The 24277-nt window shown below is 71.2% G+C and carries 21 protein-coding genes; 18 read left to right on the plus strand and 3 right to left on the minus strand.

Annotated features, from left to right (window positions below):
- Positions 1 to 6: 6 nt before the first annotated feature.
- From FJK98_RS32425 to FJK98_RS32440, 4 genes are all read left to right on the plus strand, one after another.
- A complete protein-coding gene (locus tag FJK98_RS32425; RefSeq protein ID WP_088643573.1) occupies positions 7 to 867 on the plus strand; it encodes an Fpg/Nei family DNA glycosylase in 861 nt (286 codons plus the stop codon).
- 328 nt (positions 868 to 1195) lie between these two features.
- Positions 1196 to 2707: a sugar transferase gene (locus tag FJK98_RS32430; protein WP_145922396.1), complete on the plus strand. Its 1512-nt coding sequence runs from the start codon at positions 1196 to 1198 to the stop codon at positions 2705 to 2707.
- Positions 2708 to 2747: 40 nt separating this feature from the next.
- Positions 2748 to 3971 carry a sensor histidine kinase gene (locus FJK98_RS32435; protein ID WP_145922397.1) on the plus strand — a complete coding sequence of 408 codons (1224 nt, stop codon included), beginning with the start codon at positions 2748 to 2750 and terminating at the stop codon, positions 3969 to 3971.
- A 17-nt stretch (positions 3972 to 3988) separates the two neighbouring features.
- Complete coding sequence (locus tag FJK98_RS32440; RefSeq protein WP_145923123.1) at positions 3989 to 4750, plus strand: LytTR family DNA-binding domain-containing protein; 762 nt, start codon at positions 3989 to 3991, stop codon at positions 4748 to 4750.
- 143 nt (positions 4751 to 4893) lie between these two features.
- Here the strand turns inward: FJK98_RS32440 and FJK98_RS32445 are convergent, their stop codons facing one another.
- Positions 4894 to 6975, minus strand: a complete 2082-nt coding sequence (locus FJK98_RS32445) for a choice-of-anchor D domain-containing protein (RefSeq protein ID WP_168222597.1) — start codon at positions 6973 to 6975, stop codon at positions 4894 to 4896.
- A gap of 51 nt (positions 6976 to 7026) precedes the next feature.
- Here FJK98_RS32445 and FJK98_RS32450 point away from each other — a divergent pair, with 51 nt between their 5' ends.
- On the plus strand, positions 7027 to 7221 hold the full coding sequence (locus FJK98_RS32450; RefSeq protein WP_145922399.1) for a hypothetical protein: 195 nt from the start codon (positions 7027 to 7029) through the stop codon (positions 7219 to 7221).
- 33 nt (positions 7222 to 7254) lie between these two features.
- Here FJK98_RS32450 and FJK98_RS32455 read toward each other — a convergent pair whose 3' ends face one another.
- Positions 7255 to 8640, minus strand: coding sequence for a hypothetical protein (locus tag FJK98_RS32455; RefSeq protein WP_145922400.1), 1386 nt, complete (start codon positions 8638 to 8640; stop codon positions 7255 to 7257).
- Between the two features lie 275 nt (positions 8641 to 8915).
- Here FJK98_RS32455 and FJK98_RS32460 point away from each other — a divergent pair, with 275 nt between their 5' ends.
- Positions 8916 to 9311 carry a hypothetical protein gene (locus tag FJK98_RS32460; RefSeq protein WP_145923124.1) on the plus strand — a complete coding sequence of 132 codons (396 nt, stop codon included), beginning with the start codon at positions 8916 to 8918 and terminating at the stop codon, positions 9309 to 9311.
- Between the two features lies 1 nt (position 9312).
- Positions 9313 to 10953, plus strand: coding sequence for a cation acetate symporter (locus FJK98_RS32465; protein ID WP_145922401.1), 1641 nt, complete (start codon positions 9313 to 9315; stop codon positions 10951 to 10953).
- Positions 10954 to 11088: 135 nt separating this feature from the next.
- On the opposite strand, the gene FJK98_RS32470 is transcribed toward FJK98_RS32465, so the two are convergent.
- A complete protein-coding gene (locus tag FJK98_RS32470; RefSeq protein WP_145922402.1) occupies positions 11089 to 12216 on the minus strand; it encodes an NADP-dependent oxidoreductase in 1128 nt (375 codons plus the stop codon).
- A 90-nt stretch (positions 12217 to 12306) separates the two neighbouring features.
- Here FJK98_RS32470 and FJK98_RS32475 point away from each other — a divergent pair, with 90 nt between their 5' ends.
- From FJK98_RS32475 to FJK98_RS32525, 11 genes are all read left to right on the plus strand, one after another.
- Positions 12307 to 12906 carry a TetR/AcrR family transcriptional regulator gene (locus FJK98_RS32475; RefSeq protein WP_145922403.1) on the plus strand — a complete coding sequence of 200 codons (600 nt, stop codon included), beginning with the start codon at positions 12307 to 12309 and terminating at the stop codon, positions 12904 to 12906.
- 236 nt (positions 12907 to 13142) lie between these two features.
- On the plus strand, positions 13143 to 13907 hold the full coding sequence (locus FJK98_RS32480) for an ABC transporter ATP-binding protein (protein ID WP_088643579.1): 765 nt from the start codon (positions 13143 to 13145) through the stop codon (positions 13905 to 13907).
- Complete coding sequence (locus FJK98_RS32485) at positions 13892 to 15586, plus strand: ABC transporter permease (protein ID WP_145922404.1); 1695 nt, start codon at positions 13892 to 13894, stop codon at positions 15584 to 15586. The genes FJK98_RS32480 and FJK98_RS32485 overlap by 16 nt, the downstream gene beginning before the upstream one ends.
- Complete coding sequence (locus FJK98_RS32490; protein ID WP_228543264.1) at positions 15586 to 16176, plus strand: SRPBCC family protein; 591 nt, start codon at positions 15586 to 15588, stop codon at positions 16174 to 16176. The genes FJK98_RS32485 and FJK98_RS32490 overlap by 1 nt, the downstream gene beginning before the upstream one ends.
- A complete protein-coding gene (locus FJK98_RS32495) occupies positions 16136 to 16810 on the plus strand; it encodes a flavin reductase family protein (RefSeq protein ID WP_240762510.1) in 675 nt (224 codons plus the stop codon). Before FJK98_RS32490 ends, FJK98_RS32495 begins: the two co-directional genes overlap by 41 nt.
- Before the next feature lie 278 nt (positions 16811 to 17088).
- Entirely contained in the window at positions 17089 to 17460 is a 372-nt protein-coding gene (locus FJK98_RS32500) for a DUF485 domain-containing protein (RefSeq protein WP_145922406.1), read from the plus strand.
- On the plus strand, positions 17438 to 19111 hold the full coding sequence (locus FJK98_RS32505) for a cation acetate symporter (RefSeq protein ID WP_145922407.1): 1674 nt from the start codon (positions 17438 to 17440) through the stop codon (positions 19109 to 19111). Before FJK98_RS32500 ends, FJK98_RS32505 begins: the two co-directional genes overlap by 23 nt.
- 187 nt (positions 19112 to 19298) lie before the next feature.
- Positions 19299 to 20276 (plus strand): GDP-mannose 4,6-dehydratase, encoded by a 978-nt coding sequence (locus tag FJK98_RS32510; protein ID WP_145922408.1) that lies wholly within the window; start codon positions 19299 to 19301, stop codon positions 20274 to 20276.
- A gap of 77 nt (positions 20277 to 20353) precedes the next feature.
- On the plus strand, positions 20354 to 21583 hold the full coding sequence (locus FJK98_RS32515; protein WP_145922409.1) for an LCP family protein: 1230 nt from the start codon (positions 20354 to 20356) through the stop codon (positions 21581 to 21583).
- Between the two features lie 261 nt (positions 21584 to 21844).
- On the plus strand, positions 21845 to 23053 hold the full coding sequence (locus FJK98_RS32520; RefSeq protein ID WP_145922410.1) for an LCP family protein: 1209 nt from the start codon (positions 21845 to 21847) through the stop codon (positions 23051 to 23053).
- Positions 23054 to 23270: 217 nt separating this feature from the next.
- Complete coding sequence (locus FJK98_RS32525) at positions 23271 to 24191, plus strand: LCP family protein (protein WP_240762512.1); 921 nt, start codon at positions 23271 to 23273, stop codon at positions 24189 to 24191.
- Positions 24192 to 24277 lie beyond the last annotated feature (86 nt).

The following is a 24277-nucleotide window of genomic DNA, read 5'->3' on the forward strand; positions in this document are numbered from 1 at the left end:
GATGTGATGCCCGAACTACCGGAGGTGGAGGCGCTCGCGGGGTACCTGCGTGAGCGCGCCGTTGGGCGACGCGTCGACCGGGTCGAGGTCGCCGCGATCAGCGCCCTGAAGACGTACGACCCGGCACCCACGGCGGTGTCGGGCCGGGCGGTGGCCGACGCCCGGCGGCACGGCAAGTTCCTCGACGTGATCTTCGACGGTGACCTGCACCTGGTGGTGCACCTGGCCCGCGCCGGCTGGCTGCACTACCGGGAGGCGTTCCCGTCCACCACCCCGCTGCGCCCCGGCAAGGGCCCGATCGCCCTGCGGGTACGCCTCGACGACGGCTCCGGGTTCGACCTCACCGAGGCGGGCACCCAGAAGAAGCTCGCCGCCTACCTGGTGACCGACCCGGCGCAGGTCCCCGGGGTCGCCAAGCTCGGGCCGGACGCGCTCGACGCCGACCTGGCCACCTTCACCGAACGGCTGCGCAGCCGACGGGGGCAGGTCAAGGGGGTGCTGACCGATCAGGCGGTGCTCGCCGGGGTCGGCAACGCGTACTCCGACGAGATCCTGCACGCGGCGAAGCTGTCCCCGTTCGCGATCACCGACCGGCTCACCGACGACCAGCTCGCCACCCTGCACGCCGCCACCCGGACGGTGCTGGGCGACGCGGTACGCCGGTCGGCCGGGCACCGGGCGGCGGAGCTGAAGGGCGAGAAGCGTTCCGGGTTGAAGGTGCACGCCCGCACCGGGCTGCCCTGCCCGGTCTGTGGCGACACCGTACGCGAGGTCTCGTTCGCCGATTCGAGCCTCCAGTACTGCCCGACCTGCCAGACCGGGGGCAAACCGCTCGCTGACCGTCGGTTGTCCCGTCTCGTACGGTGAGTCACATCGCGCCATTGTTACGGAGAGGTATCGTCCCTGGCGCACGGAACGTCCCCGTCCGCGCTCTACCCCGGTGGCCGTCCATCGGTATAGTGGCTCGGTCCCCGGCTTCGAAAACTGACGTGAAGTCGGCCGGTTCCCCGTTGGCAACCCCAGACGCAAAGCCCCTCGGCCCCGCGTTTGACCCGCTGCCAGCGTGGGAGACTGGAACGGTGGGCGACCCGGGCCCCTCACGGCGAGTGAGCGGCGCGTGTCATGCGGGAGGACATGGGTTGAGGTGACGACAAGCCTCCAGCGCCCGGTAACCAACACAGGCCGGAGCAGACTCGTGCGGCACGTGGACAGCTTCGAGATCCAGCCGCCGACACCGCCGTCGCACAACGGGGTGCCCCGGTCGGCATGGGCCCGCGCCCGACGCCGGGTCTCCACCTGGCACCGCCCGTACACGGCGGCGCTGCTGCTGCTCGACTTCGCCGCCGTGGTGCTGGCCGACTGGATCGCACAGGAGGCGTTCGGTCAGGCGCGGGCCGGCTTCTACAACGCGCAGGCGGACCCGACCTGGTTCTACACGGTGGTCTTCCTGCTGGTGCCGCTCGGCTGGCTGGCGGCCCTGTGGGGCAACCGGGCCTACGACCGGCGTTACCTCGGTCTCGGCCCAGAGGAGTACAAGCGGGTCATCCGGGGCGGCGTCGCAGTCACCGCCACCGTCTCCTTCATCGCCTTCGCCACCAAGACCGACCTGTCCCGGTACACGGTCGGTTTCGCCCTCGCCGGGGCGTTGGTGCTGGTCCTGTTCTTCCGGATCTCCGCGCGGTTCGTGCTGCACCGGGTCCGGGGTCGCGCCGGGCACGCCGGGCACCGGATGGTGCTGGTGGGCACCCTGCCGGAGTGCCTGGAGGTCTACACGGCGGTCACCCGCAACCCGAGCGCCGGCCTGGTGCCGGTGGCCATCCACATCACCGACGGGTACGCCGCCGCCCGGGGCATCCAGACCCCCGTCCCGGTGTACGCCGGGCGGGACGTGCTGGCTCTGGTGCGGGAGGTCGGCGGGGACACCATCGCGGTCTGCGGCTCGGCCAGCGCCGAGCCGGGTGAGCTGCGCCGGCTGGCCTGGCAACTGGAGGGCTCCGGCGTCGACCTGGTGGTCGCCCCGCAGCTCACCGACATCGCCGGCCCCCGGGTGCACATCCGCCCGATCGAGGGCCTGCCGCTGCTGCACGTGGAGGAGCCGACCCTGTCCGGGCCGGCGCTGCTGGCCAAGAACCTGATGGACCGGGTCGCCGCCGGGCTGGGCCTGCTACTGCTCGTCCCGGTCTTCCTCGCCATCGGGCTGGCCATCCGGCTGTCCGACCCCGGGCCGGTCTTCTTCCGCCAGCCCCGGGTGGGCCACGAGGGGCGGACCTTCCGGGTGTGGAAGTTCCGCACCATGTACGTCAACGCCGAGGAGCGGCTGGCCGGCCTGGTCGACCAGAACGAGACCGACGGCATGCTGTTCAAGATGAAGCAGGACCCCCGGGTCTTCCCGGTGGGCCGCTTCCTGCGGGCCTCCTCGCTGGACGAGCTGCCCCAGTTGATCAACGTGCTGTGGGGGGAGATGTCGCTGGTGGGGCCGCGTCCGCTGCCCGCCGACGACGGCGACTTCCTCGGTGACGTACGCCGGCGGCTGCTGGTCCGTCCCGGGATGACCGGGCTGTGGCAGGTGTCCGGCCGCTCCGACCTGTCCTGGGACGAGGCGGTCCGGCTCGACCTGTACTACGTCGACAACTGGTCGCTGGCGTACGACCTGAGCATCCTGTGGCGCACGGTCGGTGTGGTGCTGGCCCGCAAGGGCGCGTACTGAACCCCTTGGCGTGGCGGGCCGGACAGGCCAGGATCGCGGGGTGGGTGGCAACCTCTCCGCCGTGGCCGGCGTCGTCTCGCTGGTGACCGCGCTCGCCGCCGCGCTCTGGGCGGCGCTGCGGCTGCGCGGTCGACGGGGCATCGCCACCGCCACCCAACGGGCCACCTACGAGGTGCTGCACACCGCCGGGCTGGCCGCCGAGCCGCTGCGTACCGGCCTGCACCCGGCGGGCGCGGCGAAGGCCGTACGCCATCTGCGGGCCCTGGTGGGGGCGGCCGGACTGGCGTTGACGGACGCCGACACGCTGCTCGCCCTCGACGGGCGCGGCGGCCACCACGGCGGGCAACTGCTCGCGGCGGCCCGGCGGGTGGCCGAGACCGGCCGGTCGACGGTGCTGGGCGAGTCGGAGCTGCACTGCGACCGGGTGGACTGTCTGGTCCGGGGGGCGGTGGTGGCGCCGCTGTCGGCCGACGGCCGGGTGGTGGGGGCGCTCGTCGCGGTGGCCGACGGGCCGCCCGCGCCCGGCCTGGTGCAGGCCACCCTGGAGACCGCGCACTGGGCCGGCAACCAGCTCTCGCTGGCCGAGCTGGACTCGTCCCGGGAGCGGCTGGCCCGCGCCGAGATCCGGGCGTTGCGGGCACAGATCAGCCCGCACTTCATCTACAACGCGTTGACCGCGATCGGGTCGTTCGTGCGCACCGACCCGGAACGGGCCCGGGAGCTGATCCTGGAGTTCGCCGAGTTCACCAGGTACTCGTTCCGGGCGCACGGGGAGTTCACCACCCTCGCCGAGGAGTTGCGTTCCATCGATCGCTACCTGACCATCGAACGGGCCCGGTTCGGTGACCGGTTACAGGTGCGGTTGCAGATCGCCCCGGAGGTGCTGCCGGTGACCCTGCCGTTCCTGTGCCTGCAACCGTTGGTGGAGAACGCGGTGCGGCACGGGTTGTCGCGCAAGCCCGGTACCGGCATGGTGAGCATCGAGGCCCGGGACGCGGGTGCCGAGTGTCACATCACGGTGGAGGACGACGGAGTGGGGATGGACCCGGCCACGCTGACCGCGGGGATCGCCGAGCTGACCCGGGCCGGCAGCGACCCGACCGACGACCCGGGCCAGCACGTCGGCCTCTCCAACGTCGACGAGCGGCTCCGCTCGGTCTTCGGCGACGGGTTCGGCCTGGTCGTCGAGACGGGCCCCGGCTCGGGTACGAAGGTGAGCCTGCGCATTCCGAAGTTCCACCCCGGCGTACGGGCCGGCGCGTGAGCGAGCGGGCCGGCGCGGTGAACGCGTCCGGGTTCCTGCGGGTGCTGGCCGTCGACGACGAGCCACCGGCGCTCGACGAGTTGGCGTACCACCTGCGGGCCGATCCCCGGGTGGCCCGGCTGCACACGGCCGGTGACGCCACCGAGGCGCTGCGGGTGCTGCGGGACACCGACGTGGACGTGGTCTTCCTGGACATCCGGATGCCCGGCCTGGACGGGATGGAACTGGCGCGGGTGCTGCGCCGGTTCGCCCGGCCCCCCGCGATCGTCTTCGTCACCGCGTACGACGACGGCGCGGTCGACGCGTTCGACCTGGGCGCGACCGACTACGTCCGCAAGCCGGTACGCGCCGAACGGCTGGCCGAGTCGCTGCGCCGGGTGATCGGTTCGCGGGTGGTGCCGTCGCACCCGGCGGCGCTGGCCCGCGCCGAGGAGGACCCGACGATCCCGGTTGAGCTGGCCGGGACGACCCGGATGCTGCCCCGCTCCGCGGTGCGCTGGGTGGAGGCGCAGGGCGACTACGCGCGGCTGCACACCGCCGACGGCTCGCACCTGGTCCGGGTGTCCCTGGCCACCCTCGCCGAACGCTGGGCGGACGCGGGTTTCGTGCGCATCCACCGGTCGTACCTGGTGCAGTTGCGCCTGATCGCGGAGCTGCGCCTGGTCAACTCCGGGTACGTGGTGCTGATCGACGCCGCCGAGTTGCCGGTGAGCCGCCGGCACACCCGGGAGTTGAAGGACAAGCTGGTCCGCGCCGCCAAACAGGACTGGACCCGCTGAGCCGGGCGCGGCCATGATCGTCGCGATGTCGGCGATGTTGCGGTGACGCAGTGCCCCGGATGCCGCAACATCGGCCCCCTGACGCGGGAACGGCGAAGGGCGCCCCGGCCGAGGCCGGGGCGCCCTTCGCCGTCGGTGGCGGGTCAGCGCGGGGAGGGGGCACCCACGCCGGAGTCGATCACCTTGAGCCCGCTGCCGGGCGACGTGGCCCGGCCCGTGGGCGGGGTGGCCGTGGCCGGGTAGAGCCAGAGCGTGCCGACCACGTCGGCGACCACATGGGTGTTACCCGAGTGGTTGTAGACGTTGAAGCCCTGCGTGGGACCGAGGATGCCCAGCACCGCGTTGGAGACGGTCTGCCCGGCGGCCGGGTTGAGGTTGCTCGCCGTGGGCCGGGTCATCGCCGAGTCGGCCGGCCACACCGTGAGCACGGTGTTGCTGGTCGGGGTGACCGCGGTGACGTTCATCGCGAGCACCTGGGTGCTCGGGGTCAGCATGCTCGCCGGTGCGGTGACCTTGCCGACCGAGGCCGGCCCGAGCACGCTCGGCAGGCCCTGGCCGATCCGGCTGTCCGCGATCCGGGTCGGCGACATCGGGGTGAACCGCAGGCCGTCCGGAACCGTGCCGTCGTCGATCACGCCCACCACGTCCACCACCAGGTGGGTGGTCTGCGAGGTGTAGATCGAGAACTGCGGTGCCCGCCTGCCGCCGCACTCGGTGCACTCGACGGTCTCCACGATGGCGAGGTTCGGCACCACCTTGCCCGCCGGGTAGTTGACCGTCGACGCGCTCGGTACGTCCCCCTGCCCGGTCCACGCCGTCAGGTAGCCGGCCTTGCGGGGCGAGACGGCGGTGATGTTGACGACCAGCGCCTTGACGTGGGTGTTGAGGTCGCCGAAGCTGAGCCAACTCCACATGATGTAGTCGGCCTTCAGGGGACCGCCCTCCTCCCGGGTGTCGTAGAGGCGGTACGGCTTGATCCACTGGTACTGGCCGCCCTGTCCCCGGCTGGAGAGCGAGTTGTTCCCGGCCCAGACGCCCGCCACGTCGACCACGACGTCCGTCGACCCGGCGTGGTTGTAGACCGACACCTTGCCGCCCGAGCCCACCTTGACGGTGACGCTGTTCGAGCCGAGCCACGACTTCGCGAAGTTGATCGAGGACGCGGTCGGGCGGCTCTGGCCGGCGGGGTAGAGGGTGAGGAAGCTCCCCGCCGTCGGGCCGACGACCGTCACGTTCAGCACGACGGAGCCGACACCGCTGCTCGGCACCCCGCCCCGGCCGGTGACCTGGAGGTCGACCTTCTTACCCGGGCCGATCTTGGCCTTGGGCGCGCCCAGGCCGGACCGGGTGTCCATCAGCCGCTTCGGTGCCAGCGGGTAGTAGCTGCCGGTGACGCCCCGGAAGCCCTCGACGGCCAACTGCACCCGGCGGGTGCCGGAGGCGCTGTCGTCGGCGAGCAGCAGGCTCGCCTGCTGCACCCCCTCTTTGGTCGGGTTGGCCGCGACCGAGACCGTACAGGTCTGCCCCGGGGTCAGCGTCCGGCCGGTGCAGTTCGAGCCGAGCAGCGCGAACGCCTCGGGCGTCGGGCCGCCGAGGCTGGCCGCCCCGAAGGTGATCGGCGCACTGCCGACGGACCGGAAGGTCACCGTCTTGGCCGCGCTGGGTACCGCGATCTCCTGGTAGTTGAAGCTGACCGGGTTGGGCTCGCCGTGCGCGACCGCGTAGTCCACGGACGAGTTCCAGCGCAGCTCACCGCTGACCGTGCCGGTGTAGTAGGTGCTGTCCCGGCAGCTGTACTCGTAGGCGGCGGCGAACGCGTCGACCCGGCCGGTGTCGCTGTCCCGGTCGGCCTGCCGGACCTTGATCCAGCCGGTGACGTGGCCGCAGCCGCGCCCGTCGGAGGCCAGGTCCATGGCGGCGGTGCCGCCGTCGCCCTGCCAGGTCGCCTGGTAGGTCTGACCGGCCGTCCACTGCTCGCCGGCCGGCGGCTGGATGGTGAGCCGCACGTAGGAGCCGGCCCGGGTGGTGTCGACCGCCAGCCGGTCGTTGTCCTGTGCGACCACGGAGACGGTGGAGTTGTCACGGTCGAAGACGTCGGACCGGTAGATCGGATAGCCGCCGGTCTGGTCGCCGACGTCGACGGTGAGGACCGTGTACGGCGCGGTGGGCGCGGCCAGCGCCACCCCCGGCAGTACGGCCAGCGCACAGGCCCCGGCAATGCTCATGCCGAGTAGAGCGCGAAAAATGCGCATGCATTACCCCGTGAAGAAGGAAGAGTGATTGTGGACCACACACTATGGGCGGTGATCACGAGCGGCAAGGCCATATCGATGGAATGCCAAGAAAGGGCATTGCGCCCTTACCGGATCGACGACCGGCACTTGAGCCGGTTCATCCACCACGGCGCGGGCCCGGCGTTCACGGAAACGCGAGAGCGCCCCGACCGGGTGGTCGGGGCGCTCTGCGGGTGACTACTGACGGTCAACCGTCGTGGCGACTGCCGGTCAGCGCCGGTTCGCGGCCGGAGCCGCGCTCGGCTTGGCCTTGCCGCCCTTCAGCGACGTGGCCGACTTGGCCGTGGAGGCCGGCGGGTAGTAGAAGGTGCCCACCACGTCGGCGACCAGGTGCGTGCTGCCGGACAGGTTGTTGACGTTGAACGCGTAGTTCGGGCCGATGACACCCAGCACGCCGTTGGAGACGACCTGGCCCGCGTACGGGTTCAGGTTGCTGGTGGAGGGCTTGTTGACCCCGTCGAAGTCGGCCGGCCAGGTGGTGATGACCGTGTTGTTGGTCGGGGTGACGGCGGTGACGTTCATCGCCAGCACCTCGGTGTCGGGCGTGACCATCTCGGCCGGGGCGGTCACCTTGCGGGTGCCGTTGGCCGGGATGGCCCCGGAGATGCCCAGGTTGGAACGGCTGTCGACGATCCGGGTCGGGCTCAGCGGAGCGAACCGCATGCCGTACGGGGACTCGCCGTCGTCGACCACACCGACGAGGTCGACCAGGACGTGCGCCGACTGCGAGGTGTAGATGCTGAACTTCGGCGCACCTGCGATGCACCAGTTGTACTGCTCGGTGCCGGTGCAGGGGGTGGTCTGCACGAAGGTCAGGTTCGGCACGTTCTTGCCGGCGAGGTAGTTCACCGTCGAGGCGGCCGGCCGGGCACCCTTGCCGGACCACGCGGTGAGGAAGCCGGACTTGGCCGGCGACACCGCGGTGACGTTGAAGACGAACGACTTGACGTGCGGGTTGTACTCGTCGCCGAAGTCGAGCGAGTATTCCAGCACCTGACCGGCCGGGGGCTTGCCCTCCGGGTCGTCGCGGCTGTCCCACATGCGCTCCGGCAGGTACCACTCGTACTGGCCGCCGGCACGGTTGGTGAGGCTGTTGTCGCCCGCGTAGAAGCCGACCACGTCGACGATCACGTCGGTCGAGCCGCTGTTGTTGTAGACCGAGACCTTGCCACCGGAGCCGAGCTTCACGGTGACGTTGTTGGAGCCCAGCCAGCCCTTGGCGAAGTTCACCGAGGAGGCGGTGGGCCGGGACTCACCCGTCGGGTAGGCGGTGAGGAAGCTGGCGGCGCTGGGACCGGTGACGGTCACGTTCAGCACGACCGCGCCGACGCCGCTGGCCGGTACGCCACCACGGCCGGCGACCTGGAGGTCGACCTTCTTGCCGGCGCCGATCTTGCCGACCGGGGCGCCGGTGCCGTCGCGGGTGTCCAGCAGGCGGGCCGGGGAGACCGGGTAGTAGGCGCCGGTCACGTCGTCGAGGGCCGCCGACTTCTGCAGCGGCGCGGAGACGGGAGCCGCGGAGGCCGTACCCGGCACCACGGCGAGTGCACATGCTCCGGCGAGACCGACGCCGAGGAGAGTGCGAATTTTGCGCATAGAAACCCCGTGTTCGATGAGAAAGGGATTGGCTGCCCCAGCGTAGGGGCCTGGGTCAATGCCGGCAAGGCCGTTACAGATGATCTCCGGGTGACGTTCCGGTGAGGACGAATCAGACGTAACGCCATGCTGGTCATCAGGTCGTCCACCGTCATCCACAGGCCGACCGCCTTGTCCACAGGTTGTCCACACCCCCGGTGGACGGCACTTGACATTCGGGTGGGGCCGACGAGACTGCCCGGGTGACCGCCGACCACGACCCCGAGCCGCTACCGGTGGACCCGGGGCCGCCGGCCGCCCGGCCGGCCGGGCGGGTACGGATCGTGCTGGCCGGCGTCTCCCGCCGGGACACCCGGGCCGCCCACACCCGCACCGAGTTGACCCAGCAGACCCGGGTCGGTGAGGCGCTGGTTCGGGGCCTGGTCCGGGCACAGCTCACCCTCGCCCTGCGGCTGAGCCTGCTGGTGCTGATCGGGTTGGGCGGGCTGCCCTGGCTGTTCGCCATCGCACCCCCGGTCGGCCGGGTCACCGTGCTCGGCGTCAACCTGCCCTGGCTGCTGCTCGGGGTGGTCTCGTTCCCCTTCCTCATCGCCGTCGGCTGGGCGTACGTGTGGCTCGCCGAACGCAACGAACAGGACTTCGTCGACCTCGTCCAGCGGCCGGAACGCTGAGATGGGCAACGGGTACGTCGTACCGGCGATCGTCGCGGTCACCCTGATCACCGTCGGCATCGGCTTCTACGGCCTGCGCCTGGCCCGGACCACCTCCGACTTCCTGGTGGCGTCCCGGACGGTCAGTCCGACCTGGAACGCCGCCGCCATCGGCGGGGAGTACCTGTCGGCGGCGAGTTTCCTCGGCATCGCCGGACTGATCCTCAAGTACGGCGTCGACGTGCTCTGGTACCCGGTCGGTTTCGCCGCCGGCTACCTGGCGCTGCTGCTCTTCGTCGCCGCGCCGCTGCGCCGCTCCGGGGCGTTCACCCTGCCCGACTTCTGCGAGCTGCGGCTCGGCTCCCGCCGGCTGCGCACCCTGGCCACCGTCTTCGTCATCTTCATCGGCTGGCTCTACCTGGTGCCGCAGTTGCAGGGCGCCGGGCTGACCCTGGCCACGGTGGCCGGCTCGCCGTACCCGGTGGGGGCGTTGCTGGTCGCCGCGGTGGTCACCGCCAACGTGGCGTTGGGCGGGATGCGGGCGATCACCTTCGTGCAGGCGTTCCAGTACTGGCTGAAGTTGACCGCGCTCGCCGTACCCGCGATCTTCCTGGCCCTCCAGTGGCAGGCCGACGCCCGCCCGGCGGTGACCCCGCCCGACGGACCGGCGTTCCGCACCGCCACCACCGTCGTGGTCGAGCACCGCGCGGCCCTCACCTTCCCCGACGGCACCATCCGTGAGGTACGCCCCGGCGACAAGCTGAGCTTCGCCGCCGGTGACCCGGTGCCCGAGGTGTCCGGGGTCGCCAACGGGGCCGCCGACTGGCTGCTGCCCAGCGCCGCCGGGGACGACGACCGGGGTCTGTTCGCCACCTACTCGCTGATCCTGGCGACCTTCCTCGGCACCATGGGACTGCCGCACGTACTGGTGCGCTTCTACACCAACCCCGACGGCGCGGCGGCCCGGCGGACCACCCTGGTGGTGCTGGCCATGGTCGGCGTCTTCTATCTGCTGCCCACCCTGTACGGCGTGCTCGGCCGGATCTACACCCCGCAACTGCTGGTCAGCGGGCAGACCGATGCGGTGGTGGTGCTGCTGCCCGAGGCGGCGCTCGGTGACGGCGTCACCGGACGGCTACTCTCCGCCCTGGTCGCCGCCGGGGCGTTCGCCGCGTTCCTGTCCACCTCGTCCGGGCTGCTCACCAGCGTCGCCGGGGTGATCTCCACCGACGTGCTGGGGCACGGCTCGGTACGCGGCTTCCGGCTGGCCACGGTGATCGCCGGCGGGGTGCCGGCGGTGCTCGCCCTGAACGTCTCCGGGCTGGACGTCTCCCAGGTGGTCGGGCTGGCCTTCGCGGTCGCCGCGTCCAGCTTCTGCCCACTGCTGGTGCTCGGCATCTGGTGGCGCGGGCTGACCGACCTCGGCGCGGCGGCCGGGGTGCTGGTCGGCGGCGGCGCGGCGATCGGCGCGGTGCTGATCACCGTGCTCGGGCCGCCGCTGACCGGCTGGCCGGCCACCCTGACCACGCAGCCCGCCGCCTGGACGGTGCCGCTCGCCTTCACCGTGATGATCGCGGTGTCGATGGCGACCCGCCGCCGCACCCCGGTCGACGTCGGAGCCACCATGCTCCGCCTGCACGCCCCCGAGTCGCTGCGCTCCTGACCGGTTCGTCCCGATCGGTCGGAACCCGTGCCCATACAGCCCGTCAGTTGCGTCGGGTTCGGAGGCTGCTGACAGTGGCCTGGTTGGGGATGACCGGTTGGGCCGGGAACGGGGACTGTTGAGCGGGTGGGACGTTCACCGGGCCGTGATGGTCGTGGCGGACATGGGTCGAGTCGACCCAGCGCCAGCCTGACCAGGTTGATGGAGTTGGCGCGGTTGACCGACACGCTGCTGATCGACACCGACGGCGTGTACGACCTGGCCAACGTCAACGACCGCATCCTGCCCGGGCTCAAGCAGGGTGACGACCAGCTTCCCGGTTGTGTGCAGGCGGACGAAGTCCACGCATGCTTGAACGCCGTCGTCGAGGGTGTAGCGGCGGCCGATGGTGGCCGGTAGTTCGCCACGGACCGCCAGTTCGCCGACCTCGCGCATTCCGCCAAATGTGCCGTCCCTATCGAGTACGAAGTGCAGGCGCACGTCGTCGCGGCCGATCCACTCCTGCCGCGGCACCGGGAGGGTGATCGTGAGGAGGCGTCCACCTGGACGAATGGCGCTTGCAACTGCGGTCAGGTGGTCGCTCGGCAGGGTCAGGTTGAACGCGACGTCGGCGCTGGACGGGTACTCGGCTTCCGCGTACCCGATGGTCTGGTCGGCGCCGAGGCCGCGAAGGATGTCGGCATCGGCGTCGGTCGCGGTGGCGATCACCCGAGCTTTCGCGGCGGCGAGCAGCGGGATCACCGCGGTGCCGACACCGCCGGTGGCGCCGATGACCAGGACGGTTTCACCGGGCTGGATCTTGGCGGTGGCCATCAGCGCTCGTGCGGTCAGGCCGATGGTGGGCAGGGCCGCTGCCTGCTCGATGTTGAGGCCGGCCGGGCGGTGTGCCAGGAACTGGGTGTCGGCCTCGAAGACCGCGTACTCGGCCAGCGAGCCGGTGCTCAGCGACGGCCGGGTCGCACCGGCCATCGCGCGCAGTGCCCGGGGAACGGCCTGGCCGAAGATCTCGTCGCCCACCTGGTAGGCCGTCACGCCAGCACCGACCTCGCTGACGGTGCCTGCGAAGTCGTTGCCGGGCACGTGCGGGAATGCCAGTGGCATGACGTCGCGGAAATCGCCGCCGGGCAGCCGGACGTCCGCCGGGTTGATCGAGGCGGCGGCGATCCGAACCTGGATCTGCCCCGGACCGGGTCGGGGCACCGGTACGTCGGCCACCGTGTACTTCTCGGGTGGTCCGTAGGCGGTCGCGACAACTGCCTTCATGCATTCCCCCAAAAACGGACCGCGCGGTCATGTTGTTGCGGTGAAGCTAGCAATAAGCGGACCCGGCGGTCAACTTGCTAGTGTGCGGAAGTGACCTCAACCCGTCCCCTGCGTGCCGACGCCGCTCGCAACCGGGAGTTGCTGCTGGCTGCGGCTGCGGACGAGTTCGCCGAGCGCGGCCTGGACGCCTCAGTCGCCGATATCGCCCGCCGGGCCGGCGTCGGGAAGGGCACTGTATTCCGCCACTTCGCCACGAAGGATGACCTGATCGCCGCGATCGTCCTCGACCGGATCCATGCGCTCAACACGGTCGGCGACCGACTGCTCGACGCGGCGGATCCAGGCGCGGCACTGCTGGAGTTCCTCACCGTCGCCGCGCATCAGCGACAACAACGCGACCTCTCGTTCCTACAGGAGGCCGGCGAGCTGAACGCGGAGGTCACCCAAGTCCGTTCGCAGATGTTCGACACCGTGCACACGCTGGTTGACCGGGCACGCGAGCACGGCGCCGTGCGGGCCGACGTCACCGGCACGGACGTCATCCTGCTGATGTGCGCGCCGAACTACGTCACCAGCTACGTGCCGGACGCCCCGCCCGACCTGTGGCAGCGATACCTCGCCATCATCTTCGACGGCCTACGCCCCGAAGGCGCCCACCCGCTGCCCCACCCGCCGCCGCTGGCTCCTTGACGCCGCGAACACAAGGTCTGACCGCCGGCGCCTGCTGACGCCTCCGGAGCGTACGCGGCTGAACGTCCTCATTTGGTGCAATGCGCGCTGCGCGGCTCGATCGTTGAAGCACAGGGGTCAGGGCGGCTTGGCCCCTGGCGACACTGACGCCGCACCGGGGGCGTCCGTCTCGGGGATGAACCGGGATCGTCCCCTGGCGGGAGCGGCCCCTCGCCCGGTCCGGATACGGTCGGGGCATGACTGGTGAACACCCTGCGCTGGCACTCCGTGGCCTGGCCAAGCAGTTCGACGGCAAGGTGGCGGTCGCCGGGGTGGACCTGGCCGTCCCCGCCGGCTCGTTCTACGGCCTGCTCGGCCCCAACGGCGCCGGCAAGACCACCACCCTGTCGATGGCCGTCGGGCTGCTGCGGCCCGACCACGGCAACGCGTGGGTGCTCGGGCACGACGTCTGGGGCGACCCGGTCGAGGCGAAACGCCTGCTCGGCGTCATGCCCGACGGAGTACGCCTGTTCGACCGGCTCAGCGGCGCGGAGCTGCTGGCGTACCACGGTCTGCTGCGCGGCATGGACCCGGCGGTGGTCGACCAGCGGGCGGCGGAACTGCTCGACGTGCTGGCCCTCACCGACGCCGGCCGGACCCTGGTGGTCGACTACTCCGCCGGCATGAAGAAGAAGATCGGCCTGGCCTGTGCGCTGCTGCACGGCCCCCGGCTGCTGGTGCTCGACGAGCCGTTCGAGGCGGTCGACCCGGTGTCGGCGGCGCTGATCCGCGACATCCTGCACCGGTACGTGGTCGGCGGCGGGACGGTCGTCTTCTCCAGTCACGTGATGGAGGTCGTCGAGCGGCTCTGCTCACACGTGGCGATCCTCGCCGAGGGCACCATCAAGCGGGTCGGCACCCTCGCCGAGGTACGTGGCGACCGCTCCCTGGAGGACGTCTTCGTCGAGGTCGTCGGCGGCCGGACGGCGACCGGTGAGGAGCTGGCGTGGCTGTCCCGGTGACCGCGCCCGCGCCCCCCACTCGGGTCCGCGCGGTCTCCCCGCGCCACTTCGTCCGGCTCAAGCTGCGGGTGATGGGCAACAACTTCCGGGGCCAGGGCTGGCGGGTCGCCCTGTTCGTGACCGGCGTGCTGGTCGGGCTCTGGTTCGCGGCCGGCGGCTTCCTCATGTTCGCCGCCCCCGGCTTCGCCGACGAACCCCGCTACGCGGTGATGGCGGCGGCCTTCGGCGGCGGGGTGCTGGTGCTCGGCTGGCTGCTGCTGCCACTGGTCTTCTTCGGCGTCGACGAGACCCTCGACCCGGCCCGCTTCGCCCTGCTGCCGTTGTCCCGCCGCACCCTGGTCACCGGGCTGTTCGCGGCGGCCCTGGTCAGCGTCCCGGTGTTCGCGGTGCTGGTCGCGGTCACCGGGCTGGTGGTCAGCGCCGCGCTGCTCGGCGGCGCGGTCGCCGGTGTCGTCGCCGCCCTCGGCGTGGTCGCCGGGGTGCTGCTCTGCGTCGCCGCCAGCCGCGCGGTGACCAGCGCGTTCGCCACCATGCTGCGGTCCCGGCGGGTACGCGACCTGGCCGCCGTGCTGCTCGCCGTGGTCGCCGCGTCACTCGGCCCGTTGCAGCTCGTGGTGCTGGCGGCGGTCCGCACCGCCGACTGGGACCGGCTCGTCGGGGTGGCCCGGATCGTCGGCTGGACCCCGTTCGGCGCACCCTGGACGATCGGCCTGGACGTGGCCGAGGGCCGGGCCTGGGCGGTCCCGGTCAAGCTGCTGATCACCGCGGTCACCATCGGGGCGCTGCTGCTCTGGTGGTCCCGGTCGCTGGAGTCGGCGATGGTCGGCGCGGCGAGCGCCGCCCCGGCCAAGGCCCGCCGGGCACCGACCGGCGGCGCGGTCGCCCAACTCTTCCCCCGGGCGGTCGGCTGGGCCCGCCGGGACCGGTTCGGCGCGCTGGTGGCCCGCGAGTGCCGCTACTGGTGGCGGGACGCCCGACGACGGGCCAATCTGATCACCATCGCGGTGGTCGGGATCTTCGTACCGGTGATGGTCAACCTCGGTGGCGCGGGGTTCGCCGTCGGCGAGGAGGGCTTCGAGGCCACCGGGGACCCGTCGCCGGTGCTGCTCAGCATCTCGATGCTCTTCGTCGGCGTGCTCGCCTCGGTGACCCTGGCCAACCAGTTCGGCTTCGACGGCAGCGCCTACGCGGCGAACGTCGTGGCCGGGGTGCCGGGTCGGCTGGAGCTGCGCGCCCGGATGACCGCCTTCTCCGTGTACGTGCTGCCGATGCTCGGCGTCGTCTCCCTGATCATCAGCGGGGTGCTCGGCCGACCGGAGTGGTTCGGGGTGGCGGCGGGCGCGCTGCTCGCCTCGTACGGGGTGGGGCTGGCGATCAACGGGTTCATCTCGGTGCTGGGGGCGTACTCGCTGCCGGAGACGAGCAACCCGTTCGCGATGAACGGTGGTTCCGGGGTCGCCAAGAGCATGCTCACCCTGCTGTCCATGGTCGGCTCGGCGGCTGCCGCCGTACCGATGGTGGTGGCCGCCGGGCTGCTCGGCGACGGGTGGCTCTGGCTGGCCCTGCCGGTCGGCGCGGCGTACGGGGTGGGGGCGGCGCTGCTCGGGGCGTACCTGGCCGGGGACGTGCTGGACCGTCGGATGCCGGAGCTGCTGTCGACCGTGACCCCCCGCCGCTGATGCCTGTCGTCGAGGCGGTGACCACCGTCGGCATTCCCCCGGACCTGGCGTTCGCGGTGTCGCAGACCGTCGCGCCGGTGCGCTACCGGTGGGACCCGTTCGTCCGCGAGCAGCACTTCGTCGACGGGGCCACCCGCCCCGGCAAGGGGGTACGAACCTTCACCCGGTCCCGGCACGGCCTGGTGATGATCAGCGAGTACGTCTCCTTCGCCCCGCCGACGAACGTCGGGATGAAGATGGTGCGCGGCCCGTGGTTCTTCGAGATGTTCGCCGGTGGCTGGCGGTTCGCCCCCGCACCCGAGCCGGGCCACACGGTCGCCACCTGGCGGTACAGCTTCCGCTGCCGGCCGGCGTTCCTGCGGCCGGTCGCCGACCGGATCGGCGTGTGGCTGCTCACCCGGGACATCCGCCGCCGGATCGCCGGTTACGCGGGCGGGTGCGCCGACCCGCAGGTGCTCGCCGCCGCCCGCGCCACCCTGCCCGGCGGGACGGACGGCACGCCCCGGACGGCGGGCCGCACCCCTCGGGGTGCGGACTCTGCCCCTCGGGATGCAGCGGACCACGACGCGGGACCACCCTCCGGTAGCTGATCCGCCAGCCGGTCGTCGACGCTCAGTGGCCCGCACGTCGTCCCTCCGGCGCGGGCGGTCGGGTGCGGACGATCATGGGACATGCCGGGCGGCGGGGGCCACAATGTTTCACGTGAATCCAGAACCGGGTGCCGAGATCCACCACACCGACCCGTTCGCGGTGCCGACCGGGCAACGCTCGCCGGCCCGTCGGCTGCGGGGGCGGCTCGCCGCGCCGGTGACGCTCTGGACCGCTCCCGGCCCGGCCGGGCTGACCGTGTCGTCCACCCTGGTCGCCGAGGGAGAGCCGGACCGGCTGCTCGGCCTGATCGACCCCGAGGCCGACCTGTGGACGGCGATCGAGGACGCCGGCCGGTTCGCGGTGGCCCCGCTCGGGCCGTCCCACCGGCAGCTCGCCGACCGGTTCGCCGGGCTCTTCCCCTCGCCGGGCGGCCTGTTCGCCACCGACGCGTGGACCGACACACCCTACGGGCCGGTGCCCGCCGACGCCGGGAGCTGGGCCGGCTGCCGCCTCGACACCGCCCGGGAGTACGGCTGGGCCCTCCTCGTCGAGGCCACCATCGAGACGGTCGAGATCGTCGCCGACACCCCGCCCCTCCTGCACCACCGGGGCCGCTACCACCAGCTTCCCTGACCCGAGCCGCCCGAGCCGCCCGAGCCGCCCGGGGTGGCATCGCCATGTCGCCGATGTAGCGGCGTCCTGGGCGGTCGGATACCGCCATTCCGGCCCACGAGAGTCGATCGAGGGCAGGCGGGGTGGGCCGGTGAGCGGGGTGACGTGGGTCACTGGGCGCAGGTGGGGGACCGTTCGGCGCAGGGGATCGCCGGGATCGATCTGCACCTTTTCTCGCAGGCAGGCCGCTCTCTACGGTGCGCGAAACTCCCGATGCCTGTGAAGGTGGTGATCCACAGATGTCCACGGACACACCCACGCCCGCCCCGGCCGACTCGGCGGCGGAGCGTTATCTGGCCGTACAACGGTCGGACGAGTTCGTCGGGTTGCGCCGCGCGCTGCGCAGCTTCGTCTTCCCGATGACCGTCGCGTTCTTCCTGTGGTACGCGCTCTACGTGATCCTCTCCGCCTACGCGCGGGACTTCATGGGCACGAAGCTCTTCGGCAGCAACATCAACGTGGCGCTGATCTTCGGCCTGCTCCAGTTCGTCTCGACGTTCCTCATCGCCTGGCTCTACTCCCGGTACGCCGACCGGAAGCTCGACCCGACCGCCGACCGCATCCGCGCCGAGATCGGGGAGGTGACCCGTGAACACGGTCCTCGCGGTTGAGGCGGGCGGCGGCACCGCCCGCAACCTGACCATCACCCTGTTCCTGGTGTTCGTGGCGGTGACGCTGGCGATCACGATCTGGGCCAGCCGGCAGACCAAGACGGCCACCGACTTCTACGCCGGCGGCCGGTCCTTCTCCGGTTTCCAGAACGGCATGGCGATCGGCGGCGACTACATGTCGGCCGCGTCGTTCCTCGGCATCGCCGGCATCATCGCGCTGTACGGCTACGACGGCTTCCTCTACTCCATCGGCTTCCTGGTCGCCTGGCTGGTGGCGTTGCTGCTGGTGGCGGAACTGCTGCGCAACTCGGGCCGCTACACGATGGCCGACGTGCTGGCGTTCCGGATGCGTCAGCGGCCGGTGCGTACGGCGGCGGCGGTCTCCACCATCACGGTGTCGATCTTCTACCTGCTGGCCCAGATGGTCGGCGCGGGCGCCCTGGTCGCGCTGCTGCTGGGAATCAAGCCGGGCACGACGTTCCTCGGTATGGACGCCGACACCGCCAAGGTGGCCACCATCATCATGGTCGGCGCCCTGATGATCATCTACGTGACCGTGGGCGGCATGAAGGGCACCACGTACGTCCAGATCGTCAAGGCGTTCCTGCTGATGACCGGCGCGCTGGTGATGACCGTGCTGGTGCTGGCGAAGTACAACTTCAACCTGTCGGCGCTGCTCGGTGACGCCGCCGCCACGTCGGGCAAGGGCAGCGCGTTCCTCGAACCCGGGCTGCGCTACGGCGTCGAGGTGGCCGGCAACTCGACCCAGACCTTCTACAACAAGATGGACCTGCTGTCGCTGGGCATCGCCCTGGTGCTCGGCACCGCCGGCCTGCCGCACATCCTGATCCGCTTCTACACGGTGCCGACCGCCAAGGCGGCCCGCAAGAGCGTGCTCTGGGCGATCGGCATCATCGGCACCTTCTACCTGTTGACGCTGGCCCTGGGCTTCGGTGCGGCGGCGCTGGTCGGCGGCAAGGAGATCATCGCGCAGGACAAGGCCGGCAACACCGCCGCGCCGCAGCTCGCCGAGGAGCTGGGCAAGTCCTTCCTCGGCGGCGACCTGGGCGGGGCGACCCTGTTGGCGATCATCGCGGCGGTCGCGTTCGCCACCATCCTGGCGGTGGTCGCCGGCCTGACCCTGGCCTCGTCGTCCAGCCTGGCGCACGACTTCTACGCCAACGTGATCAAGAAGGGGCAGACCTCCGAACGCCAGGAGGTCCGGGTGGCCCGAATCTCGGCCCTGGTCATCGGCGCGGTCTCGATCGCCCTGTCGATCTACGCGCAGAGCCTCAACGTGGCCTTCCTGGTGGCGTTGGCGTTCGCGGTGGCCGCCTCGGGCAACCTGCCGGCGATCCTCTACAGCCTGTTCTGGAAGCGGTTCAACACCTCGGGCGCGGTCTGGGCGATCTACGGCGGCCTGATCTCGGCCGTGTTCCTGGTGTTCTTCTCACCTGTCGTCTCCGGGGCACCGACCTCGATGTTCCCGGACCACGACTGGCAGTGGTTCCCGCTGTCCAACCCGGGCCTGTTGTCCATCCCGTTCGGGTTCCTCTGCGGCTGGATCGGCACGGTGATCTCCAAGGAGCACGACGAGGACAAGTACGCCGAGTTGGAGGTGCGTGCCCTCACCGGCGCGGGCGCGCACTGAGCAACCGGCGCACCACGGGCCCCCGACGCGACCGCTCGCGTCGGGGGCCCACCCCGTCGGCCCGGCTCGGTCGCCCGGTGACGCACCCGGGAAGCACCCACGAAGGCAGGGACGGGCAGGGTACGGGGCACGCCACTGCCTCGGGTCGACCGGACCCCGGGCGGCGGGGAGAAGTAGGCTGGCCGCCATGAAGGTTGCCCAGCGGTTCGGAAACGGTCACCGCGTCCTGGTCACCGGCGGCGCCGGGTTCGTGCCGTCGCACCTGGTGGACGCCCTGATCGAGCGCGGGTGCACGGTGGTCGCGCTGGACAACTTCGTCACCGGCTCCAAGGACAACGTCGCGCACCTGGCCGAGCACCCCCGGTTCACCCTGGTCGAGGCGGACATCTCCGACGGCCTGCCCACCCACCAGCCGGCCCTGGCGCAGCGCTTCGACGCGATCCTGCACATGGCGTCCCCGGCCAGCCCGACCGACTTCGCGAAGCTGCCGGTGGAGATCCTCCGGGTCGGTTCGGTGGGCACCCTGCACCTGCTCGACCGCGCGGTCGCCGACGACGCCCGGTTCCTGATGGCCTCCACCTCCGAGGCGTACGGGGACCCGAAGGAACACCCGCAGCGGGAGACGTACTGGGGCAACGTCAACCCGATCGGGGTGCGCAGCGTCTACGACGAGGCGAAGCGGTTCTCCGAGGCGGCCACCATGGGCTACCACCGCAGCCGGGGGCTGGACGCGGCGATCGTCCGGATCTTCAACACGTACGGCCCGCGGATGCGTCCGGACGACGGCCGGGCGATCCCCACCTTCATCTCCCAGGCGTTGCGCGGCGAACCGATCACGGTGCACGGCACGGGCGAGCAGACCCGGTCGATCTGTTACGTCGACGATCTGGTGCGCGGCATCCTGCTGCTGCTCGACTCGACGCAGACCGGCCCGATCAACTGCGGCACCGAACACGAGATGACGATGCGGCAACTCGCCGAGACGATCGTGTCACTCTCCGGCAGCACGTCACAGGTGACCTACGTCACCCGCAGCGCGGACGACCCGGAGATGCGCCGCCCCGACCTGACCCTCGCCCGGGACCTGCTGGGATACCAGCCGGAGGTCTCGCCCGATGAGGGCCTGCGACGCACCATCGACCATTTCCGCGACCGGCTAGGGTAGCTCCCCCGCGCCACGCGGGACGGCCGGCGGGCTTCACATTCAGCGAACGCTCGACCCGCCTACGTACGCTGAAACGCATGTCAGCGACCTCGTCAGCCGGCGCCTCGCTCCCTTACCTGCACCGCAGCGCGGGCCGGGCCTCGGTGCCCGGCGCCGACCGGGGCCCCACCGGGCGCTCCGGGCAGTCCGACGCGCAGTGGTACCCGTCGTACCAGGAGAGCCAGCCCCGGTCGGGCGGACCGGGCGGCCCCGGCACACCCTCGGGGCCGGGCGGGCCGGGGAACTACGGCCGGCGCGGGCCGCGCCCGCGCTGGGGGCGGATCGCCCTGGTGGCCGGCGTGTCGGTGCTGGTCCTGGCGCTGCTCGGCGGGGTCGGGGCGTGGTTCTACACCCGCAACCTCAACGACGACCTGGCCCGCACCGACCCGTTCTCGGAGATCACCGGCGGCCGGCCGGCGAAGGCGGTCGACGGGGCACTCAACATCCTGCTGGTCGGCTCGGACTCGCGGGACCCGGACGCGCCGGTCGACAAGCAGGGCGAGTGGCGGGCGGACACGCTGATCGTCATGCACATCCCGGCCGACCACAAGTCGGCCTACCTGGTCTCCGTCCCGCGTGACCTGTACGTGCCGATCCCGCAGGTCGACGGCGCGGAGTGCACCTCCGAGCGGCGCGCGAAGATCAACGCGGCGTTCGCCTTCGGTGGCCTGCCGCTGGCGGTACGCACCGTGGAGTGCTTCACCGACGTCCGGATCGACCACGTGATGGCGATCGACTTCGGCGGCTTCAAGGAGGTCACCGACGCGGTCGGCGGGGTCGACCTGAAGGTGGACCAGAGCATCACCTCGATCCACAAGCCGTACCGGAAGTTCACCAAGGGCACCATGCACATGGACGGCGCGACGGCGCTGGACTGGATCCGGCAGCGCAAGCAGTTCCCCCAGGGTGACTTCGCCCGGATGCGCCACCAGCAGGAGTTCCTGCGGGCGCTGATGGACAAGGCGGCCAGCACGGGCACGCTGACCAACCCCAAGAAGCTCAACGACTTCCTCCGCTCGGTGACCGCGGCGGTGACCGTCGACCAGGAGTTCTCCCTCGGCGACATGGCCATCCAGTTCCGCAACCTGCGCGGGGAGAACCTGACGTTCCTGACCAGCCCGAACCTCGGCAGCGACACCATCAACGGCGAGTCGGTGGTGGTCTCCGACCGGGAGAAGGCGCTCGCGATGTACAAGGCGATGTCGGCCGACACGATGGCGGACTGGGTGGCGGCCGACAAGAAGGCCGCCGCCGGCAACGGCAACTGAGACGTCGCCCGGCACGGGGGCGGGCCGGCCCGGTCCGCCCCCGTGTGTCAGGCAGATTTCGACGGACGTCATCAGAGGTCGTTTCCGGACCGCTAGATCATCGGACGCCAACAGCCGTCCGGTCGCATCGATTCGCCCGAACGGATGAATCATGGGGCTAAAGGTCAGGTTGTCTGGGATTTGTGCGTGTGACGACCTCGCCTTGCCGGGAAGCGGTACGTAAAGTGGTCCCGCCCCCCGATCACGCGAGCTGGAGCACGCATGCCGGTTCAGACCAGCCCCCGCCCATCGTCGCTGAGCGCCGACCCCTACCGGGCGTCGGCCGCCGTCCCGTCACCGGGCGGTCGCGGCGGTCGGCCCTCCACGACGGCCCGCAAGCGCGCCCGGCGCAAGGACCCCCTCTGGGCGCGGCTGACCGTGGTCTTCGGCGCGGTGCTGATGCTGACCAGCGGCGTGGCGATCGTCGGCAGCAAGGCGCTGATCAGTCAGGCCACCGGCAACATCGCCCAGCGCAACCTGCTCGGCGGGGCGGGCAAGACCGAGGCCGAGGGCGGCGCCAACCTCGACGGCCCGATCGACATGCTGCTGCTCGGCGTGGACGCCCGGGAGCGCTGGGCCGCCGACGACGTCCGCTCGGACAGCATCATCGTGTTGCACATCCCGGCCAGCCACGACCAGGCGTACCTGATCTCGATCCCCCGGGACACCGAGGCGCAGATCCCGCCGTTCAAGAAGAGCGGGTTCAAGGGCGGCACCGACAAGATCAACGCGGCGTTCCAGGCCGGCGCGCGCAACGGCGGCGGCTGGGAGGGCGGCGCGCAGTTGATGGCGCAGACCATCAAGAACATGACCGGGGTCAGCTTCGACGGGGCCGCGATCATCAACTTCGGCGGCTTCAAGAACGTCATCGACACCCTCGGCACGGTGCGCATCTGCGTCAGCCACGAGGTGAAGTCGCACCACATGATGATCGTGGACGGCAAGCAGATGTGGAACGCGGACGCCAAGAAGACCGGCCGGCCGATGACCCCGGTGGTCTACAAGAAGGGCTGCCGGGAGATGAACGGCCTCCAGGCGCTCGACTACTCGCGGCAGCGCTACGGCCTGCCGAACAGCGACTACGACCGGCAGCAGAACCAGCAGCAGCTGATCAAGGCGATGGCCCGCAAGGCCACCGACAAGGGCATGCTGACCAACCCGGTCAAGGTCAACCAGTTGATCAAGGCGGCCGGTAAGGCGTTCATCCTGGACACCGGGGGCGTGCCGGTGGCGGACCTGGTGTTCACCATGCGTGGGGTGACCGCCAACGAGTTGACCATGCTGCGGACCAACGGCGGCACGTTCAACGGCAACGCCAACAACCGTGAGGCGCTCAGCCAGCAGACGCTGGACATGTTCCAGGCGATCAAGGAAGACCGGCTGGGTGAGTTCGTGTACGCCAACCCGAGCGTGCTGTCCACCCGTAAGTGACCGGCCGGTAGTCGCGCGAACCGGCCCGGGAGCCGGCCGACCCGCCGTAGCCTGACGTGAGAGATATTCACGTTGCGGCCACGGGGAGGGCGTCACGGCCAGGTCAGCGCGATCCGACCGGGGGCGGGGCACACCGCCTCCCGGCCGGCGCCGGGCACGCTGGCCACGGGCCCTGCTCGGCGTCGGCCTCGCCCTGGTCCTGCTCGCCGGACTCGCCGTGGTCGGGGTGCGGCTGCTCGCCCACCGCTACGACCGCACGGTCAGCAAGGAACAACTGCTCGCCCCCGACGCCCGGCAGGCCCGCACCGAACTGGACACCGGGCTGAACTACCTGATCGTCGGCTCCGACCGACGCCCCGGCGCAGCCGGGCCGGACCAGCGGTCGGACACCATCCTGATCGTGCACGTGCCGCCCGGCCTGCGGCAGGCGTACCTGATTTCCGTCCCCCGGGACCTGCTGGTCGCCATCCCCCCCGACGGCGTCGGCTACGGCGGGGGCCAAGACAAGATCAACGCGGCGTACGAGCACGGCGGCGGCGGCGAGGGCGGCACCCGCCTGCTCTCGGCCACCCTGACCCGGCTCACCGGCATCCGCTTCGACGGGGCGGCCCTCGTCGACTTCGCCGGCTTCCGGCAGGTCATCGACCTGCTCGGCGGCATCCGGATGTGCGTCGACACCGAGGTCCGCTCGATCCACACCGGCGTCGTCTTCCCGGTCGGCTGCCAGCAGATGGACGGCGCACGGGCGCTGGACTACGCCCGGCAGCGCTACGACCTGCCCAACGGCGACTACGACCGGCAGCGGCACCAGCAGCAGATGCTGCGGGCGATGATGGACCGCGCCGGCGAAACCCACCTGCGCACCGACCCGGTGCAACTCGACCGGGTGCTGCGGGCGGTCGGCAGCGCGCTCACCGTCGACACCAACGGCGTACCCCTGGACGAGCTGCTGTTCGCCCTGCGGTCGCTGCCCGCCGACGAGCTGCACGGGGTGCAGCTCCCGTCCTACCCGCAGACCATCGACGGCATCTCGTACGTGGTGCTCGACAACGGCGGCGGCGGACTCTTCGACGCCGTCCGCACCGACCGGCTGCCCGACTGGTCCCGGGCCAACCCGCGCTGGGTCAACCGGCTCTGACCGTCCCGCCGCGCCCACCCGCCGACAGGTCGCCACGCCGAGCGCTGACGTGCCGCCGACGGCACCGAGGATCTAGGCTTTCGACC

The sequence above is a fragment of the Micromonospora sp. HM134 genome, from assembly GCF_007833915.1.
GTDB lineage: Bacteria > Actinomycetota > Actinomycetes > Mycobacteriales > Micromonosporaceae > Micromonospora > Micromonospora wenchangensis.

Coding starts and splice junctions, on each gene's coding strand:
- FJK98_RS32465 (WP_145922401.1), top strand. CDS start 9,313: ATGGGCAACGGGTACGTCGTACCGGCGATCGTCGCGGTCACCCTGATC.
- FJK98_RS32425 (WP_088643573.1), top strand. CDS start 7: ATGCCCGAACTACCGGAGGTGGAGGCGCTCGCGGGGTACCTGCGTGAG.
- FJK98_RS32515 (WP_145922409.1), top strand. CDS start 20,354: ATGTCAGCGACCTCGTCAGCCGGCGCCTCGCTCCCTTACCTGCACCGC.
- FJK98_RS32490 (WP_228543264.1), top strand. CDS start 15,586: ATGCCTGTCGTCGAGGCGGTGACCACCGTCGGCATTCCCCCGGACCTG.
- FJK98_RS32495 (WP_240762510.1), top strand. CDS start 16,136: ATGCAGCGGACCACGACGCGGGACCACCCTCCGGTAGCTGATCCGCCA.
- FJK98_RS32520 (WP_145922410.1), top strand. CDS start 21,845: ATGCCGGTTCAGACCAGCCCCCGCCCATCGTCGCTGAGCGCCGACCCC.
- FJK98_RS32455 (WP_145922400.1), bottom strand. CDS start 8,640: ATGCGCAAAATTCGCACTCTCCTCGGCGTCGGTCTCGCCGGAGCATGT.
- FJK98_RS32445 (WP_168222597.1), bottom strand. CDS start 6,975: ATGAGCATTGCCGGGGCCTGTGCGCTGGCCGTACTGCCGGGGGTGGCG.
- FJK98_RS32510 (WP_145922408.1), top strand. CDS start 19,299: ATGAAGGTTGCCCAGCGGTTCGGAAACGGTCACCGCGTCCTGGTCACC.
- FJK98_RS32480 (WP_088643579.1), top strand. CDS start 13,143: ATGACTGGTGAACACCCTGCGCTGGCACTCCGTGGCCTGGCCAAGCAG.
- FJK98_RS32470 (WP_145922402.1), bottom strand. CDS start 12,216: ATGAAGGCAGTTGTCGCGACCGCCTACGGACCACCCGAGAAGTACACG.
- FJK98_RS32500 (WP_145922406.1), top strand. CDS start 17,089: ATGTCCACGGACACACCCACGCCCGCCCCGGCCGACTCGGCGGCGGAG.